The 18,552-nt window shown below is 50.7% G+C and carries 19 protein-coding genes; all 19 read left to right on the top strand.

Annotated features, from left to right (window positions below; all coding sequences use genetic code 11):
- Window positions 1-5: 5 nt before the first annotated feature.
- The 19 genes from SHEWMR4_RS01850 to SHEWMR4_RS01760 all read left to right on the top strand — a co-directional run bounded on the left by SHEWMR4_RS01850 (window position 6) and on the right by SHEWMR4_RS01760 (window position 18,521).
- The gene (locus SHEWMR4_RS01850) at window positions 6-254 is read left to right on the top strand and encodes an acyl carrier protein (RefSeq protein ID WP_011621155.1); all 249 of its coding nucleotides are present in this window, start codon (window positions 6-8) and stop codon (window positions 252-254) included.
- Complete coding sequence (locus tag SHEWMR4_RS01845; protein WP_011621154.1) at window positions 254-802, top strand: hypothetical protein; 549 nt, start codon at window positions 254-256, stop codon at window positions 800-802. The genes SHEWMR4_RS01850 and SHEWMR4_RS01845 overlap by 1 nt, the downstream gene beginning before the upstream one ends.
- Window positions 799-2,163: an AMP-binding protein gene (locus tag SHEWMR4_RS01840; RefSeq protein ID WP_011621153.1), complete on the top strand. Its 1,365-nt coding sequence runs from the start codon at window positions 799-801 to the stop codon at window positions 2,161-2,163. The genes SHEWMR4_RS01845 and SHEWMR4_RS01840 overlap by 4 nt, the downstream gene beginning before the upstream one ends.
- Window positions 2,156-2,530, top strand: a complete 375-nt coding sequence (locus SHEWMR4_RS01835; protein ID WP_011621152.1) for a thioester dehydrase — start codon at window positions 2,156-2,158, stop codon at window positions 2,528-2,530. The genes SHEWMR4_RS01840 and SHEWMR4_RS01835 overlap by 8 nt, the downstream gene beginning before the upstream one ends.
- Before the next feature lie 20 nt (window positions 2,531-2,550).
- Window positions 2,551-4,359 carry a glycosyltransferase family 2 protein gene (locus SHEWMR4_RS01830; RefSeq protein WP_041408952.1) on the top strand — a complete coding sequence of 603 codons (1,809 nt, stop codon included), beginning with the start codon at window positions 2,551-2,553 and terminating at the stop codon, window positions 4,357-4,359.
- Entirely contained in the window at window positions 4,356-5,921 is a 1,566-nt protein-coding gene (locus SHEWMR4_RS01825) for an HAL/PAL/TAL family ammonia-lyase (protein ID WP_011621150.1), read from the top strand. The genes SHEWMR4_RS01830 and SHEWMR4_RS01825 overlap by 4 nt, the downstream gene beginning before the upstream one ends.
- Window positions 5,918-6,352 (top strand): acyl-CoA thioesterase, encoded by a 435-nt coding sequence (locus tag SHEWMR4_RS01820; protein ID WP_011621149.1) that lies wholly within the window; start codon window positions 5,918-5,920, stop codon window positions 6,350-6,352. Before SHEWMR4_RS01825 ends, SHEWMR4_RS01820 begins: the two co-directional genes overlap by 4 nt.
- Window positions 6,349-7,167 carry an outer membrane lipoprotein carrier protein LolA gene (locus SHEWMR4_RS01815; RefSeq protein WP_011621148.1) on the top strand — a complete coding sequence of 273 codons (819 nt, stop codon included), beginning with the start codon at window positions 6,349-6,351 and terminating at the stop codon, window positions 7,165-7,167. The genes SHEWMR4_RS01820 and SHEWMR4_RS01815 overlap by 4 nt, the downstream gene beginning before the upstream one ends.
- A gap of 9 nt (window positions 7,168-7,176) precedes the next feature.
- Complete coding sequence (locus tag SHEWMR4_RS01810; protein WP_011621147.1) at window positions 7,177-9,696, top strand: MMPL family transporter; 2,520 nt, start codon at window positions 7,177-7,179, stop codon at window positions 9,694-9,696.
- The gene (locus tag SHEWMR4_RS01805; RefSeq protein ID WP_011621146.1) at window positions 9,697-11,004 is read left to right on the top strand and encodes an NAD(P)/FAD-dependent oxidoreductase; all 1,308 of its coding nucleotides are present in this window, start codon (window positions 9,697-9,699) and stop codon (window positions 11,002-11,004) included.
- 4 nt (window positions 11,005-11,008) lie between these two features.
- Window positions 11,009-11,749, top strand: coding sequence for a DUF3261 domain-containing protein (locus SHEWMR4_RS01800; protein ID WP_011621145.1), 741 nt, complete (start codon window positions 11,009-11,011; stop codon window positions 11,747-11,749).
- A gap of 96 nt (window positions 11,750-11,845) precedes the next feature.
- A complete protein-coding gene (locus SHEWMR4_RS01795) occupies window positions 11,846-13,069 on the top strand; it encodes a beta-ketoacyl-[acyl-carrier-protein] synthase family protein (RefSeq protein ID WP_011621144.1) in 1,224 nt (407 codons plus the stop codon).
- Between the two features lie 5 nt (window positions 13,070-13,074).
- On the top strand, window positions 13,075-13,614 hold the full coding sequence (locus tag SHEWMR4_RS01790) for a hotdog family protein (protein WP_011621143.1): 540 nt from the start codon (window positions 13,075-13,077) through the stop codon (window positions 13,612-13,614).
- A 125-nt stretch (window positions 13,615-13,739) separates the two neighbouring features.
- Window positions 13,740-14,465, top strand: coding sequence for a 3-ketoacyl-ACP reductase FabG2 (locus SHEWMR4_RS01785; RefSeq protein ID WP_011621142.1), 726 nt, complete (start codon window positions 13,740-13,742; stop codon window positions 14,463-14,465).
- Window positions 14,466-15,719 carry a beta-ketoacyl-ACP synthase gene (locus SHEWMR4_RS01780; protein WP_011621141.1) on the top strand — a complete coding sequence of 418 codons (1,254 nt, stop codon included), beginning with the start codon at window positions 14,466-14,468 and terminating at the stop codon, window positions 15,717-15,719.
- A 10-nt stretch (window positions 15,720-15,729) separates the two neighbouring features.
- Window positions 15,730-16,473: a hypothetical protein gene (locus SHEWMR4_RS01775; protein WP_011621140.1), complete on the top strand. Its 744-nt coding sequence runs from the start codon at window positions 15,730-15,732 to the stop codon at window positions 16,471-16,473.
- 184 nt (window positions 16,474-16,657) lie between these two features.
- Window positions 16,658-16,900: a type II toxin-antitoxin system Phd/YefM family antitoxin gene (locus SHEWMR4_RS01770; protein WP_011621139.1), complete on the top strand. Its 243-nt coding sequence runs from the start codon at window positions 16,658-16,660 to the stop codon at window positions 16,898-16,900.
- Between the two features lie 8 nt (window positions 16,901-16,908).
- Window positions 16,909-17,208 (top strand): type II toxin-antitoxin system RelE/ParE family toxin, encoded by a 300-nt coding sequence (locus SHEWMR4_RS01765; protein ID WP_011621138.1) that lies wholly within the window; start codon window positions 16,909-16,911, stop codon window positions 17,206-17,208.
- A gap of 434 nt (window positions 17,209-17,642) precedes the next feature.
- Window positions 17,643-18,521, top strand: coding sequence for a hypothetical protein (locus SHEWMR4_RS01760; protein ID WP_157037021.1), 879 nt, complete (start codon window positions 17,643-17,645; stop codon window positions 18,519-18,521).
- The last annotated feature ends 31 nt before the right edge of the window (window positions 18,522-18,552 follow it).

Below are 18,552 nucleotides of genomic sequence, written 5' to 3'. Positions count from 1 at the left end.
GGAAGATGCAAAACCGCGAACAAATCCTCGCTATGTTGACCACGATTTTGGTGGATGAGTTTGAAATCGATGCCGATGCGATTACGCCAGAGGCGAATCTCTATCAAGAGTTAGATCTGGATAGCATCGATGCCGTCGACTTAGTGATTAAGCTACAGCAACTCACCGGCAAGAAAATTCAGCCCGACGAGTTTAAATCTGTGCGCACAGTCAACGATGTCGTTAACGCCATTGAAGGCCTAGTTAAAGACTAATGCGCGTCCTGCTACAAGTACTAACCGCACTCGCGCTGATTGCTTATCCAGTCGCCGTGTATTTAGGACTGAATTATCTGCCAGCAGGCACCATAGCCCTAGTGCTATGCCTCTTGTTGGTAGTGCGTTTAATGCTGCAAAAGCAAAAGGTTAAAACCTTAGTTTTGCCTTTGCTTGTGGGGATTGCGCTCACAGCGGGCAGTTTTGTCGCCAAACGCAGCGACTGGCTGTTGTATTACCCCGTGGTGATAAACCTCACCATGTTAGCCCTGTTTAGCTACTCGCTATACCAAGGCCCGAGCATGATTGAACGGCTCGCACGGCTCAAAGAGCCCGACTTGCCGGATGAAGCCATAGGTTATCTTAAAAAAGTCACCCTGCTTTGGTGTGGCTTATTTATCCTAAACGGCACTGTGGCGGCCTATACCGCCGCGTTTACCAGCCTAGCAACTTGGACCTTGTATAACGGTTTGATTGCATACGTACTCATGGGACTGCTCCTCGGTGGGGAATGGTTATATCGCAGCTTTTGGTTGAAGAATACATGACACAACTACTCAAAAACTGGTTAACCCAAGGGCCATTCGCCCAACAACTGATCAGCTTTAATCACCATGACATAGTCACAGGTGCCCTGTTTACCAATCAGGTTGCACATTTTTACGAGCAGCTGCGCCAAGCGCCTGAACAAAAATGGTTACTGGCGAGTGATACCAGCGATCTGTTTGCCGTGGGTTTATGTGCCGCACTCTTGGCGGGCAAGGAAATTATTCTGCCGCCCAACACCCAAACTGGCACCTTGAGTGAGTTGACCCATCAGTTTGAAGGCATATTGTCAGACAAACCGCTGTGCGAGAGTCACGCCTTTATCCTGCTGAATAAAGAGCTGAGTCTGCCCACCAAACCTTGGCCAGAGAGTGACAGCTTTGGTGAACTGGTGCTCTTTACCTCGGGCAGCAGTGGTGAACCCAAGGCGATTCGCAAGAGCCTAAGGCAGCTCGATGCCGAAGTGACAGTGCTTGAGCACACCTTCGCCGAGCATTTGCCCCATTGCAGTGTGGTCTCGACCGTTTCCCATCAGCATATCTACGGCTTGTTGTTTAAGATCCTCTGGCCATTAGCCGCCAGTCGCCCTTTTTTAAGCGAGCAGATCGAATACCCAGAGACCTTAAGCTACTACACCGCCTTGTTACCGAATTTGTGCCTCATCAGTAGCCCTGCGCAATTATCCCGTTTGCCTAAGGCGCTAGAACACGAACGCCAACTGCGCTCACCCAGCTTAGTCTTCAGCTCCGGCGGGCCGTTAAGTTTCACCGCCGCCCAAGGGGTTGCCCAGTGCTATGGCCATTTACCCATAGAGATATTCGGCAGCACCGAAACCGGCGGTATCGCCTATCGTCGCCAACAGGAGGCCGACGAACCATGGCAAGTGTTTGAACAAATTACCATAGACCAAGACGCTGACGATGGCGCCCTGCTGCTGAAGTCGCCCTACTTGGCCGACGATCAATGGTTACGTTGTGAAGATAAAATAGAGCCGACGGCCAATGGCCAATTCAGGCTCAAGGGAAGACTCGATCGCATCGTTAAGATTGAAGAAAAACGTCTTTCACTGGCGCAAATGGAGACCTTGCTCTGTAGCCACGCCTATGTCGAGCAGGCTGCCTTGGTCGTATTACCCCAGTTTAAATCCCAGTTAGGGGCGGTGATCACCCTGTCGCCATTAGGCAGAAGTGTGCACCAAGAGCAGGGAAAACTGAGTATCAACAACGCGTTAAAAGCGCATCTACTGACTCAGTTCGAGCGCGTGACCTTACCGCGCCGCTGGCGTTACCCCGAAACCTTACCGTTAAACACTCAGGGCAAGCGCGTCGTCGCCCAGCTAGTTGAGTTATTTGACCATGATTAAGTCGAGTTTACCGCCGATCCTCGCATCAGAGATCGGCCCAGAAAGTATTGAACTGCGCCTCTTTGTCGCCGCCGATCTCGAATATTTTAACGGCCATTTTCCCGAGCAAGCCGTGCTCCCCGGCGTGACCCAACTCGATTGGGCCGTGCGCTTAGGTTGCGAGCATTTTGGTTACAACGCTGCGGTAGCTAATTTAGAAGTGCTAAAGTTTCAACAACTTATTTTGCCAGGGCAGGAAGTCACCTTAGCCATTAGCCATAATGCCGCCAAAGAGAAGTTAACCTTTGCCTACAGCGATGGCGACCACCGCTATGCCTCTGGGCGTATCAGCTTTGCTAGTCAGCAAGATGATGGAGCATCCCTGTGAGCGACGGTATGAGCGACACCATGCTAGTCCCGCCGAGTGATTTAATGGGCACGGCGCCAATCAAGCTGGCGCTGGTGATCCCCAATTACAATCATAGCGCCGCGATCACCCAGACCTTAGCCGAGCTCGCCGCCCTCAATCTGCCCTGCTATTTGATTGACGATGGCAGCAACGATGAGACCCGCTATCTGCTGCAATCCTTGGCGGAGCAACACGACTGGGTGACCCTGCTGCAACATCCCTACAACCGTGGTAAAGGTGCGGCTGTGATGACAGGGCTTCGCCGTGCCTATCGCGATGGTTTTACCCATGTGTTACAGGTCGATGCCGACGGCCAGCATAATTTGAGCGATATTCCCGCCATGCTCGCCAAGGCGCAGGCCAAGCCGGATGCGCTGATCTCGGGCAAGCCCGAGTACGACGAGTCCGTCCCCAAGGGGCGACTCTATGGCCGTTACCTCACCCACTTTTGGGTATGGGTCGAAACCTTAAGCTTTGATATTCAAGATTCTATGTGCGGATTTAGGGTGTATCCCTTAGCCGCCACCGAGCGTCTATTGAGCCAGCACGCCCTCACGGAGCGGATGGATTTTGATATCGAAATCCTCGTCAAACTCTACTGGCAAGGGGTGGAAATCCTGTTTCACCCCACTAAAGTCATTTATCCCGAAAACGGCGTCAGCCACTTTCAAGGTGTGGCCGACAATGTGCGCATTACTAAGCTGCATACCCGATTATTTTTCGGCATGTTAAAACGCCTGCCACAACTGCTGCGCCGTAAACAGAAAGCTCAATCCCCCCAGAACGATAAAGCCTCAACCCATTGGTCGGGGATGAAGGAGCGCGGCAGTTATTGGGGCATAAAACTGTTGGTCGAAAGCTACCGTTTCGGCGGCCATTGGCTATGCCGCGCCATTATGTATCCGGTGATTTGTTATTTCTTCCTGACGGGCAAAGTCAGCCGTGAGGCCTCGTTAGATTTTCTGCGCCGCGTGCAACGCCTCGAGCCGCAACATCCCCAATTGAATCAGCCCGTTGGCTGGCGCGACAGTCTGAACCACTTTCTCGCCTTTGGTAATGCGGCGCTCGATAGAATCGATGCCTGGTGCGACCGCATTCAATTAAGCCAAGTGGATTTTCCCGACCGCCAAGTGCTGGCCGATCAGCTAGAAAGCGGCAAAGGCGCAGTGCTGCTAGTCTCTCACTTAGGCAATCTCGAACTGTGCCGCGCGATTTCAATCCACCAGCGTAAGGTCAAAGTGAATGTCATGGTGTTAACCAGCCATGCCGAAAACTTTAATAATGTACTCAAGCAATTAAACCCCGATAGCACGCTGAATTTGATCCAAGTGACCGAGCTTAACCCCGCCACCTCTATGCTGCTGCAGCAAAAGATTGAAGACGGTGAGTTAGTGGTGATTGCTGGCGATAGAACCTCATCTCACTCCCAAGGACGCGTGGTATACGCGCCATTTATGGGTGAAGAGGCAGCCTTCCCGCAGGGGCCATTTATTCTGGCCGGTCTCTTGGATTGCCCTGTGTACTTGATGTTTTGCCTGCGCGAACAAGGGCGATATCGCGTGCATTTGGAGCACTTTAGCAACAGCCTCAAAGGGCCACGTGCTGGGCGAATGGAAAGACTACAACAGGCGGTGCACAACTACAGCTCACGCCTCGAACACTACGCAAGGCGTGAGCCTTTGCAGTGGTTTAACTTTTTTGATTTTTGGCGGGACGATAGCAAGGTCAACCGCGCGACACCCGCCCCACAAACGACAGCAGCACTCCCGGAGCTGGAGCGCACTACAGACAGGACAGAGCATTTATGAGCCACGCAGTTACTCACACGACAACCGCTGAGCCGCCAATCGAATTTGGCCGTCAGTTACTCACATTAGAGCAAGTCGTCGCCGTTGCTAAGGGTGCTAAAGTCAAACTCTGTGATGATGCCGATTACCAAGCGTATATCCAAAAGGGCGCCCGCTTTATCGATAGCCTGCTGCACGAAGAAGGTGTGGTCTACGGCGTTACCACCGGCTATGGCGACTCTTGCACTGTCAACGTGAGTCTCGACTTAGTCCATGAGTTGCCACTGCACTTATCCCGCTTCCATGGCTGTGGCCTAGGCGAAATCTTAAGCGTGATGCAGGCGCGCGCCGTGATGGCTTGCCGTTTAAACTCCCTCGCCATTGGTAAATCCGGCGTGACCTATGAGCTGTTAAAGCGCATCGAAACCTTGCTTAATCTCAATATAGTGCCAGTGATCCCAGAGGAAGGTTCAGTCGGCGCCAGCGGTGACTTAACGCCATTGTCTTATCTCGCCGCCGTGCTAGTTGGCGAGCGCGAAGTGATTTATAACGGCGAGCGCAGAGCCACCCAAGAGGTTTACCGCGAGCTGAACATCACGCCCCATGTGCTGCGCCCCAAGGAAGGTTTAGCCCTGATGAATGGCACGGCGGTGATGACGGCATTAGCCTGTTTAGCCTTTGATCGTGCACAATATTTAGCGCGTTTAGCCAGCCGCATTACCGCCATGGCGTCGTTAACTCTCAAAGGTAACTCAAACCATTTCGACGATATTCTGTTTGCCGCCAAACCCCATCCGGGACAAAACCAAATCGCGACTTGGATCAGGGAAGATTTGAACCACCATGTTCACCCCCGCAATTCAGATCGTCTGCAGGACAGATATTCCATCCGCTGCGCGCCGCACATCATTGGCGTATTGCAGGATGCGCTGCCCTTTATGCGCCAATTTATCGAGACCGAAGTTAACAGCGCCAACGATAACCCCATAGTCGATGGTGAAGGCGAGCATATTCTCCACGGCGGCCATTTCTACGGCGGACACATTGCCTTTGCGATGGACTCCTTAAAAAACACTGTGGCCAACATCGCCGATCTCATCGACCGCCAAATGGCATTAGTGATGGACCCTAAGTTTAACAACGGTTTGCCAGCTAACCTTTCGGGTTCAACTGGGCCACGCCGCGCCATCAACCATGGCTTTAAGGCAGTGCAAATCGGCGTATCGGCTTGGACGGCTGAGGCGCTCAAGCACACTATGCCTGCGAGCGTTTTCTCTCGTTCAACCGAATGCCATAACCAGGACAAAGTCAGCATGGGCACTATCGCCGCCCGTGACTGTATGCGTGTATTGCAGCTGACAGAACAAGTCGCCGCCGCAGCCCTGCTTGCCATGACCCAAGGCATTGGTCTGCGTATCAAACAGAATGAGTTAGACGAAGCCTCGCTGACGCCATCGCTGGCGACCACGCTCGCCCAAGTGCGCGCCGATTTTGAGCCATTAGTCGAAGACAGACCGCTCGAAGCCGTGCTGCGCCAAACCGTTTCGAAAATCCAAGCGGGCGAATGGGAAGTATGCCGATGAAAGCCTTGCTCAGCATAGAAATGGACATGCAGATCCCCTTCCACGATGTGGATTCGATGGGGATAACTTGGCATGGTAATTACCTGCGTTATTTCGAGATTGCCCGCTGCAAATTACTCGACGAGTTAGGCTACAACTATCGCCAAATGCAGGCCTCGAACTACGCTTGGCCGATTATTGATTTGCAGATCAAATACGTTAAGGCCAGCACCTTCGAGCAAAACATTACCGTGCGCGCCGAGTTGGTCGAGTGGGAAAATCGCCTAAAAATCAATTATCAAATCCGTGATACGGCAACTGGTGAGCGTATTACCAAAGGCTATACCATTCAGGCGGCGGTGGATATGACGAGCCAAGAAATGTGCTTTGTGACGCCAGAGATATTTCGCAGCAAAATCGCCCCGCTGCTAGCAAAGGCGGATAGCGAATGATTGCCTTCCTCGCACGTTCTAAGTGGTGGCTAGGGTTCTGCCAAAGCCTGCTAATAATCTGCACACTGCTGTTTGGCTCGGTACAGGCACAGAGCCTCACCGATTCGAACCTCACAAGTTCGAGCCAATATCAAACGCTATTTGCCCAAGGCGCAGATAAGGCTGCATTGCTCGCCCTTAGCCAAAAGCTCAATCTTGGCGAGACGGTTCGCGGCCACTTTGTGCAATCGCGCCAGCTTAAAGTGCTGAAAAAGCCCCTCGTGAGCCAAGGTCAGTTTGTGTTCGACAAGGCACAAGGGCTTATCTGGCAACAACTTAGCCCCTTTGAGTCCTTGCTGATTTTAAAAGATAAGCAACTGATCCAAAAAGATAGCCAAGGGCGAGTGCAAATCAGCCAAGCCGATGCTTCGGCAAGCGCGGCGGCCATGGGAGATTTGCTACCGAACCTAGTGAATGCCATGCTGGGCGGCGATATTTCGGGCTTAAGTGCAAACTTCGAATTGCACTTTTTAGCCCAAGAACCCTTAGCGCAAGACAAGTCGCCACAAGAAAGCTCAAGTTCAAGCAGCGCAAACTGGCAGTTGGGATTAACCCCAAAAGATCCGCTGATGAAGAAGGCCATCGCCCACATGGTGCTCGAAGGCAGTGATACTTTACACGCCTTAGTGCTACTCAGCGCCAAGCCGAGTGTGAGTCCGCAGGATATTACCCGTATCGATTTTAGCGAGCTGCGCCAAGGTCCACTGAGTGAGGCTGAGTTAGCCCAATATGCCATCAGCCAGACGAGTTCTAAAGACGCGGGTTCAAAGGAGTAAGGCAAAATCATGGCGCCCAAGATTGCCACGCGTATTGGCCATTGCCTAATGCAAACCTCGACGAAATGGCGCTTCGCTATTTGGTTGTGTTTGATGCTGGCGGCAAGCCTGTGGACGCTGCAACTGTGGCAAAATGGGGCTAAGGTACAAAGCGATATTCTCGCCATGTTGCCCCATCTGCAGCAGGATGCACTCACGGCACGCGCCCTCGAACAAGTGGAATCGACACTCGCCGATCAAGTGTATCTCGCTCTGATTGCCGAGGATGAACCTCAAGCGATTGCGGCGGCAACACTCCTGATGGAGCAGCTTAAGACTCAACATACCGCTTTTACCGATATTCGTAGCGCCGATCTGCAGATGGGTGAAGCCCTAGGGCAATTTTATTTCCCCTATCGCTTTAAACTGCTCACCCCTGAACAAACCCAAGCATTAAGCCATGATGGCCTCGAGCACTTAATCGCCTCGGCCACTCAGCAGCTCTACAACGCCTTTAGTTATGCCAATAGCCAACTCTTGACCCAAGATCCTTTGCTGTTGTTTCCCGACAATGTGCTCGCCCTTGCGCCTAGTTCGAAGCTGAGCGCTAGCCAAGGGATTTTACTTGCTCATCCACAAAGTGTTGATACCAAACAAGGTGTTGATAGCAGTGAAGGCGTGGCCGCCATTGTGATGGCAAAAGGCACCGAAAGCGCCTTTAACCCTAATGCACAGTTACGCCAGCAAGCGGCACTCACTCAGGCGCTGAATGCCGTCAGCGTCCAATATGCCAGCGTTAAAGTGTTACAGGCGGGCGCACTATTTCATGCCATAGAAGCCACCAATACCGCGAAGAGTGAAATCTCTGTCCTCGGCCTCGCCTCTTTGCTTGGTGTAGTGTTATTGGTTTGGCTGGCGTTTCGCTCCGTGATGCCACTCTTGCTAGCGATGGTGACCATTGGCAGCGGCCTGCTGCTGGCGGTGACCTTTACCTTAAGCGTGTTCGGGGAGCTGCATTTACTCACTCTCGTCTTTGGCACTAGCCTGATAGGGATTGCCATCGACTACAGCTTCCATTTTTACTGCGAGCGGTTAAGCGATAATAAGCGTAGTGCGCAGGCGACCGTAGCCTATATCTTCCCCACAGTGTCACTGGCCTTTATCACTAGCGCCTTGGCCTATGTCGGTATTGGTTTAGCGCCGTTTCCCGGCATGCAGCAGGTAGCAATTTTCTGCGCCTCTGGCTTACTCGGCGCCTACCTGACGTTAGTGCTCGCCTATCCATTATTGGCGGGCAGCAAGTTGCCTTCGGGAGAACGCCCGTTAACTCTGGCACAGGCTTATCTTGCGAAACTCACCGGATTCTCCAATAAACTGGTCTCGCCATGGGGATTGAGTCTGTTTGCCTTAGTGCTCGCGGGAGTTTGCCTGCTGGGGATCGGCAAGCTTAACGTCGACGATGATATTCGCCATTTACAGCAAAGCCCTGCGAGCGTGACTGAACCAGAAGACAAGCTCAGAAAATTACTCAGTGGCGGCACGGATAACCAGTTTTTATTGGTGCGCGCCTCCAGCGAAGAAGCCTTACTGCAACGGCTCGAAGCCCTAAGTCCGCAGCTCGATGCCGCCATTAAGCAGCAAGAGCTGGGCAACTATGTCAGCCTTAGCCGTTATCTGCCAAGCAAACAAAAGCAGGACGTGGCGTATCAATTGCAGGGCAAGATTTACCAATCGCAATTAACCACAGTGCTAAACAGCATTGGCCTCGATGACGGCCTAGCACCTGAGCTTTCTGCCGCCTATCTTGCCGCCAAGGATAGCTATATCACCCCGACGCATTTTTTCGAACTAGGCCTAGGCAAACAGTTAGCCCCACTCTGGCTTGCACCACAGGGATTAGCGACGCCTGGGCACTCAACTGAGTCAGCGACCAGCCCCGATACTGCCAACCTAGGGAACGATAGCCACGGCGCCATAGTGCTGCTTGGTGGTATTGAAGATATAGCGGCCCTCAAGGCGCGCTTTGCCGAGGATCCGCAGGTGCAGCTTATTGATAAGGTCGCGGATATTTCCACCGTGATGGGACATTATCGCCTGCTTACCCTGAAGTTATTGGGGCTGGCGCTCGTTATCGCCCTCTTACTATTTAGCCTGAGCTTTGGCGTTAAAAGAGCCGCATTAGTGGTCGCCGTACCTGCGCTGGCCGCCTTACTCACCTTGGCCATTTTAGGCTTAGTCGGCTCGCCCTTAAGCTTGTTTCATGCGCTGGCGCTGATTTTAGTCTTCGGGATTGGGATAGATTACAGTTTGTTCTTTGTCTCCGCAGAGCAACATGGCAAGGCAGTGATGATGGCGGTGTTTATGTCCGCCTGCTCGACCCTATTGGCCTTTGGCTTACTCGCCTTTAGCCAAACCCAAGCTATTCATTATTTTGGATTAACCCTGTCCCTCGGCATAGGGTTTACTTTTGTACTTTCGCCATTGATTTTGACCACCAGTCAGGTTTTAACCACCAACAAGGTCTCGATACCTACAAGGAATGTTATTTAAATGTCCACATCTACCGCTGCAAGCTCCGCACAGTCCCACTCCCTTTCCGTCGATGTGGCCATTATTGGCGCTGGCCCCTCGGGCTCGATTGCCGCTAGCCTATTGCATAAGCAAGGCAAACGGGTATTAGTGCTAGAAAAACAACACTTTCCACGCTTTTCTATCGGCGAGAGTCTACTACCCTGCTGTATGCAATTTATTGAAGAAGCAGGCATGTTAGAGGCGCTGAATGCGGCGGGATTCCAATATAAAAATGGCGCCGCCTTCCGACGCGATGGGGTGTATACCACCTTCGACTTTACCGACAAATTTACCCCAGGGCCGGGCACAACCTTCCAAGTGCAACGGGCAAACTTTGACAAATTGCTCGCCGATACCGCAGCAAGCTTTGGAGTGGATATCCGTTACGGTGAAACCGTTGAGGCAATCGATTTAAGCGCCAACCCGCGCTTAAGCGTGCGTAACGAGCAAGGTGAGCAGTACCAAGTTGAGGCGCAATATGTGCTCGATGCCAGCGGTTTTGGCCGAGTATTGCCTCGACTACTCGACCTCGAAACGCCGTCATCACTGCCGACCCGCAGCGCTATCTTCACCCATGTGGAAGATAACATCAGCGATCCCGACTTTGACCGTAATAAGATTTTAATTAGTGTTCATCCACAGCATCAGGATATTTGGTACTGGTTAATTCCCTTCAGCAACGGCCGTTGCTCGCTCGGCGTCGTGGCTGAGCCGCAGTTACTCGCGCGCCTCGAAGGCGATTTAGAGCAGCAGCTACTGACTATAGTCAAAGAAGAACCCGGCCTGAAAGCATTGCTGGCCAATGCCAAGGTCGCTCAGCCCTGTGCGACACTCAAGGGTTACTCGGCCAACGTATCGCGCCTCGCCACCGACAAGTTTGCCCTGCTGGGCAACGCGGGCGAATTTCTCGATCCGGTATTCTCATCGGGCGTGACTATCGCCATGCAATCGGCATCGATGGCGGCGAAATGCGTGCTTAAACAGCTAAATGGCGACACGGTAGATTGGCCCGCCGAGTACTCGGCGCCGTTAATGCAAGGGGTGAACACCTTCCGCACTTATGTGCAGGCTTGGTACGATGGTCGCTTCCAAGATGTGATTTTTTACGAAAATCCGAATCCTAAAATCAAACAGATGATCTGCTCGATTTTGGCGGGCTATGCTTGGGATGTGCAAAATCCCTTTGTAAAAGATTCCGAGCGACGCCTGAATCTGGTGGTCGAGCTATGTCGGCAAGAAGCCGAACTCAGCGCCGAACCCGCTATTAGCGAATTAGCCGAGGTGTAATTCGATGCGCTTAAGCCTTAACGCCAAAGGTCGCCTCAAAGCCATTGCGACGTTTTGCTTGCTCCTAATCAGCCTAGGCTTGATGGGATGCAGCGAGCTGCTCTATCGGCAAACCTGTGTCGGTTTGGCGAAAGATATGCGTTACTGCTTAGCGCCACTCCCCCATGATTTTGGCCCGGCGATGGAGAAACCGCTTACCAAGCCGCAGGCAAATGCGCCCCAAAGCCAGACTCAAAGCCAGAATCAGCAAAACGACAGCAAAGCTGGGGTATCCTCACCCCAGTCCTTTAGTCAGAAGGTGAGCATTAAGGTGGGCGGTAACACCCACGAGCTACTCACCCAGCTCGAACTCGAAGGGGAACGGATGACGCTGGTCGGGCTCGCGCCCCTTGGGCAGGCATTGTTTACCTTGGTTTACGATGGGAATACACTCAGCAGTGAACAGAGTCTCTTGCTAGGGGATGAGTTTAAGGCCGAATACCTGATGGCGATGATGCAACTCATCTATTGGCCGGAGCAGAGTATTAAAAGCCATTTAGAGGGTGGCGAGTTAGTGACAGGACTGTGTGACGCTATTCCCTGTCGCCAGTTTTATAGCCAAGACACGCTGATCAGTCGCAGTGATAATCAGACTCAAGTAATACAGATCCGTTATCAGCAACAGAGCGACGATGCTCTCTGGCAGGCACACATTAATTTGACCATGCCACAGGCAAAATTTGAGTTAGAGATACAACCCATTTAATCGTCTTTTGACCATGCCATAGGCACCCGTTAACAGCCAATCGATATGAGCTTTTAGCATTGCTCGCATCAAAGGCCATAGGTATAGCAAGCAGCAATGAACAACAGAGTCGCCATTACACAGATTGGATTGTGTACCCCGTTAGGGCAAACGCCCGAGCAGGTGTTAGCCCGCTTGATTGCAGGCGATACCAGTGCCATGCAAACCAGTGACACCCTGCTATTTGGGGAGTCGACACTGGTCGCGCCCGTCACTGAGCCGTTACCGACGATACCTGCCGCACTGGCGCAATTCGATTGTCGCAATAATCAATTACTCCTGGCTGCCGCACTGCAAATTCGCGATGCCGTAGAGCAAGCCAAAAGTGACTTTGGCGTCGACCGCATCGGCGTAGTCTTAGGCACCAGCACCTCGGGGATTTCGAAGGGCGAAGCCGCCTTGGCCTATCGCAATCAACACGGCCACTTCCCCGCCGATTACCATTACTTCCAACAGGAATTGGGCAGCACCAGCGATTTTTTACGCCAGTTATTTGCGCTCCAAGGCCCCTGCTACACCATTTCGACCGCCTGCTCATCCAGCGCTAAGGTGTTTGCCAGCGCCAAACGCCTACTCGAGGCCAAGCTGTGCGACATGGTGATCGTCGGCGGTATCGACAGCCTGTGCCAACTGACAGTCAACGGGTTTCACGCCTTAGAATCGGTTTCCAAGGGACATTGCAATCCCTTCAGCGCCAATCGTGATGGCATCAATATCGGTGAAGGCGCCGCGCTGTTTACCCTGACCCTAGCGGAAAACGAAACGCTCGGCTCAGCGCAAGCGAACGTATTGCTTGCAGGCATAGGCGAGTCGAGCGATGCGCACCATATGTCGGCGCCGCACCCCGAAGGCGCGGGGGCGATTGCCGCCATGCAGGCCGCGCTTGATGATGCACAGATTTCGGCGCAACAGATTGATTATATAAACTTACATGGCACAGCAACGCCTAAAAATGATGCGATGGAAAGCCGCGCCGTACGCTCAGTGTTTGGTGACACGCCACCACCCGCAAGCTCAACCAAACCGCTGGTTGGCCATACCTTAGGTGCCGCGGGCGCGATTGAAGCCGCATTTTGTTATTTACTGCTCTCACCCCATAATCACCATCTTGCCCTGCCTCCCCATAGGTATGATGGGCAGCCAGATCCACAGGATCCCAGCATAGCCTTAGTCGCGCCCAAGCAATGCGCCGAGCATGGCAAGCTTAACTATGTGATGAGCAACTCCTTCGCCTTTGGTGGCAGCAATGCCAGCCTGATTTTTTGCCGTAAAGGGGCTTAAGTTTTATGTCCAGTTCTACTGACACTGCAATGGCACCCGCCGAGCCGATGTGGCTGCAACAATTAGCCGAGCAGAATATTGCCGATTTTATTCCGCACCGCGCACCAATGATCTTGATTGATAAGATTATTCGCCATCAGCAGGATGCACTCGAAACCGAAGTGCTGATCAGCCCTCAGAGTGCTTATTTTGACGAGCAACGTCAGGCCGTTCCCAATTATGTGGGTATCGAATACATGGCGCAGAGCATCGCTGCCCTCGCCGGTGTTGAGGCCAAACTGCGCCACGATAAAATCCGCGTGGGTTTTTTATTGGGATCGCGTAAATTAGCCTTACACACAGCGCAGTACGAGCTCAACCGCCGTTATCGCACTCAGGTTAAACGCCTCTATCAAGAAGAGTCGGGACTGGCGGTATTCGATTGCCAGATTTATCTGTTGCCCGAGGTGGGAGCGGAGCAAACACCACAACTCGTGGCCGAGGCCAATGTGAACGTGTTCCAACCCCAGGACACCCAAGCGTATATCGCCTCCAGTCAGGCTTAATGTCTGGCCTAGCGCTCACAAGCGCCAAGCTTTAAACCGACGCAACGTCAGTCGTACTACAAAAGGATTTAGCCCTTTGATGCATAAAAAACTCATCATCAAGCATCACGGGTGGAGAAATAAAGATGAATAACAGAGTATTAGTCACAGGTTCGAGCCGCGGAATTGGCAAAGCCATCACCCTTAAACTGGCCGCAGCGGGCTACGATATCGCCCTGCATTATCACAGCAATCAGGCCGCAGCCGACGCCAGCGCAGCAGAACTTAGCGCCCTTGGGGTGAACGTCAGCCTATTAAAGTTTGATGTTGCCGATCGCGCCGCCGTAAAAGCCGCCATAGAAGCCGATATTGAAGCCAATGGCGCCTATTATGGCGTGATACTCAATGCGGGCATCAACCGTGACAATGCCTTCCCAGCGATGAGCGAAACCGAGTGGGACAGCGTGATCCACACTAACCTCGATGGTTTTTATAATGTCATTCATCCCTGTGTTATGCCCATGGTACAAGGCCGCAAGGGTGGCCGTATCATCACCTTAGCCTCAGTGTCTGGCATTGCGGGCAACCGTGGTCAGGTCAATTACAGCGCCTCTAAGGCCGGATTGATTGGCGCCACTAAGGCGCTGTCCTTAGAGCTGGCCAAACGTAAGATCACTGTAAACTGTATCGCCCCAGGTTTAATCGAAACCGATATGGTAGCGGATATTCCTAAGGATATGGTTGAGCAGTTAGTGCCGATGCGCCGCATGGGTAAACCCAATGAAATAGCAGCGTTAGCCGCCTTTTTAATGTCGGACGATGCCGCCTATATTACGCGCCAAGTGATTTCGGTGAATGGAGGCATGATCTAAATGACGCAGCGCAATCCCCTAGGCAGACGTGTCGTCGTTACTGGTATTGGCGGTATCAGCGCCCTAGGCCATGACTGGCCAAGTATCGCAAGCAGCATTAAGGCACAAAAAAACTGTGTCGTGACGATGGCGGAATGGGACAAATATGACGGACTAAACACCCGCTTAGCCGCACCCATTACTGACTTTGAGGTGCCGAGCCACTATTCCCGCAAAAAGATCCGCTCCATGGGACGCGTCTCGATTATGGCGACTCGCGCCAGCGAACTTGCGCTGATAGACGCAGGACTCTTGGACGACCCTATCGTCACCTCGGGGGAAATGGGCATTGCCTATGGATCATCGACTGGCAGTACCGATCCTATTACCGCCTTTGGCGATATGCTCAAAAATGGCGATATGTCGGGCGTCACCGCCACCAGTTATATCCGCATGATGGCACACACCACTGCGGTAAACGTGGGGGTTTTCTTTGGTCTTAAGGGACGCATTCATACCACCAGCAGCGCCTGTACTTCGGGCAGCCAAGGCATAGGCTACGCCTATGAGGCCATCAAATACGGCCAACAGACCTTAATGCTCGCGGGCGGCGGTGAAGAACTCTGCCCAACCGAGGCGGTGGTATTCGACACCCTGTTTGCCACCAGCACCCAAAATGCCACCCCTGAGTTAACGCCTCGTCCCTTCGATGCCAATCGCGACGGTTTAGTGATTGGCGAAGGCGCCTGTACGCTGGTACTCGAAGAGTTAGAACACGCCATGGCGCGCGGCGCAAAAATTTACGCCGAGATCGTCGGTTTTGGCACTAACTCCGATGGCCAGCATGTGACTCAGCCCAATAGCGATACCATGGAAATCGCCATTCGCTTAGCCCTTAAGGATGCGGCGCTCACGCCCGATGCCATTGGTTATGTGAATGCCCACGGCACAGCGACCGACCGCGGTGATGTTGCCGAAACCCATGCAACCCATGCCGTCTTCGGTGCGGATATGCCGATTTCATCCCTTAAAAGCTACACAGGCCATACCTTAGGCGCCTGCGGCGCGTTAGAAGCTTGGGTCAGTATTGAGATGATGAATGCGGGCTGGTTTGCTCCCACGCTCAATCTCGACAATATCGACCCAGAATGTGCCGCACTCGATTACATTCGCGGCGAGCCACGTGCGCTCGACACCGACTATGTGATGAGCAATAACTTCGCCTTTGGCGGCATTAACACCTCACTGATTTTTAAACGCTGGAAAACGACATAAGGACATATCAATGAAACCATTAGTAGCAAGCATATTACTCGGCATCAGTTTACTTAGCTCTCCCCTATGGGCAGAGGAATACACGGTTGAAACCTATCAAGAAATTTTTAAAGGCGACAATCAATTTAAGCAAAAACAAGCCATCGAAGCCCTGACGATTGCCGGATTATCCGATCCCGCCATTTACGACGTGTTAGAGGCCAAATTGATCGAATCGCTGCCCCTCGCCACCGAGAAAAATGCCATCGACTACAGCGCTTGGTTAGTCAAAGGCTTAGCCTACTCGGGTAACGATAAGTACAGCGAAACTATCAACAGCATAGTGCGTGGCAACTTTCATAAGAAACTGAAAAAGTACGCGACCCAAGCACTTGAGAACCTAGATAAATACAAGAAGTGGAACGCCATTTTAGCGGACAAGAGCCAATATGTGGCCGAACAAAGCCCTAAAAACAATGCCTATGCCAATGCGTTAAAGAGCGACGATTTAGAGCTAATGCGCCTTGCCGCTAAACGCATGATGGACGATCAAAACTATGATGATTTTCTGTTAGAGCGTCTGAGCGTTGAGTTGAAAAATCCACGCCTAATGAGCAACGACAAGTTAGCCATCGATACCTACGCCAATATGGCCAAGGCCCTCGCCGCATCGGGCAATACGCAATACCGCGAAGTCATTGAAAATATTGCCAACAATAACCCAAACAAAAAGCTGAAAAGCTACGCCGAGAGCTATCTGAAGAAGTACTACTAATCATCTTTGGATGAGTAAAAGCATTAACAAAAAGCCGAGAATCATCTCGGCTTTTTGCTCTCTTTTGTAGGCAAGTCATCATCAAGTGAACCCATCTTTAGCACAAATCGCACGATTTAATCATTTTGACCATTTCGCTCAATAAACTATACTGCCATTGTCTTTCCAAAACGGGGCTTAACTCATGCAAACCTTAACCGCCAATGACGCCAAACGAAATTTTGGTGAGTTGCTTCTAAACGCTCAACGCGAACCCATCAAGATCAGCAAAAACAGTAAAGATGCGGTTGTGGTCATGTCTATCCACGATTACGAACAGCTTGAGGCGATGAAAGCCGACTATCTGAAGCACTGTTTCAACGCAGCCAAAGAAGATTTAGCGAAGGGCAATGTGGTTGATGGTGAAGATTTTCTTAACGCCCTGTAGCCACTCACATGAATAATAAACGCTATAAACTGAGTAGGTTAGCTCAGATTCACCTACAACAGATTAAAGACTACACCCTTCAACACTTTTCTGAGTCGCAGTGGCACAAATATAAAGAAAGCCTTATCTCCGGTTTGCAAATGTTAGCCAATAACCCCGGATTAGGCAGAAGCTGCAACGATATTTATCCCAACGGTTTCTTCTTTCCTATAGGTAAACACACCGCCTACTTCACCAAAGAAGCCGACTTTATCCTTATCGTTGCCCTGTTAGGTCAACCACAACTACCCCAAAATCATCTGAAATAGCTATATCTGGTGTATTTGCAGTAGGCGTGAGGCCAACCATGGTGGTGACTCGACGACACACAGCAAGTCCATCCCTGGATGCTCGACCGCCCCGTCCATGTGGCGGACGGTCGTCTCGCCAATCACCATGATTTGCCTTTCAAGCATTAGCGTAACTTGCTATTTGAGAAAATGGATGCCAATTTACACTTTGAAATTTAAAAACAATAACTAGCAAGCTGACGCGACTTAATTACATGGTCTTCGCATAGAACAAAACTATCAGAAATCATGCGAATGCACACTTTCTATCCAATATGGTTTTTGCTATTGTAGAAATCAATTTAAATCAGTGTGTTGCAATTTATTTTCCAAGTGCTCGGAGCTAGGATTATGCGCACTATACAAATGCGGCCCTCTCAGGTCGTGCTTCAAAAACAAATGGAAATATGATTTTGAATAATAATAGTTTGATGGAAACTCCATTAAAATCTAGTGGTGAACAAGGTATATTTAATAAATTAGACTGGGTTAAAGAGGCTGATGGAAAGCTTATCAGTGCCAAGTTATTAAGAGAAATTGCGCTTAACAAGAAATTAGAACTCGATGCCTTACAGGCTAGAAAAATTATTGATGGAGAAAAGTTAACTTCAAAAGAAGTTTTTGAAATATATAACATTCAGGAGTCAGCCAATAAATCTAGCGTACTAATCTTAGGGTATGCAATCGAGTTACTTTTGAAATCAGGCGTTGTATCATTACTAATAAATGCACCTAAGAACTTACTTGAGAAAAAGGTTAAAGCATACAGTCACAAGTTGTTAAATATTGCATTGGATTTGCATTTTTCTCTATCGAGTGAAGAACAACATCTCCTCGAAACTTTAAGTAGTTATATTATTAGAGAAACAAGATATCCTGTAACACCAAATTCAATTAATGATTATTGCGAAAAAACTAACCAGATTAGAACATTCATATCGAGTGAATACCAGTTCTCTTTGGGCGTTCAATTTTTTGAAAGATTGAGGAGTTTTATTAAAGATATTGATGGAACCTCTGACAATATAAAATTCCATTCAAGAATGGAAATGGAGAAAAACGGATATATAACCTTCAGAGTAGGAGGATGCCTGCCTCCTGTCTTTATAGTGAAATTTTGCCAAAGTCAGATTAGCTCCGGAACTGCAACCATTGATACAGTCAAGTATCTTTTAATTGAGAAAAATAAAGTAAGTAAAAGTATTCAGTCAAATCTAATGGAAAAATACTGGGATAAAGCAATTTTTTACACTGTTAATGACAAAAAAGGTCTAATTAAGACTACAACATAAAATACATGTTACGAATTCTAGTTAAGAATGT

Origin of the sequence: Shewanella sp. MR-4 (assembly GCF_000014685.1) — a bacterium.
GTDB lineage: Bacteria > Pseudomonadota > Gammaproteobacteria > Enterobacterales > Shewanellaceae > Shewanella.
Note: the sequence above shows the minus strand (reverse complement) of the source record. Positions and strands in the feature narration are given on the sequence as shown.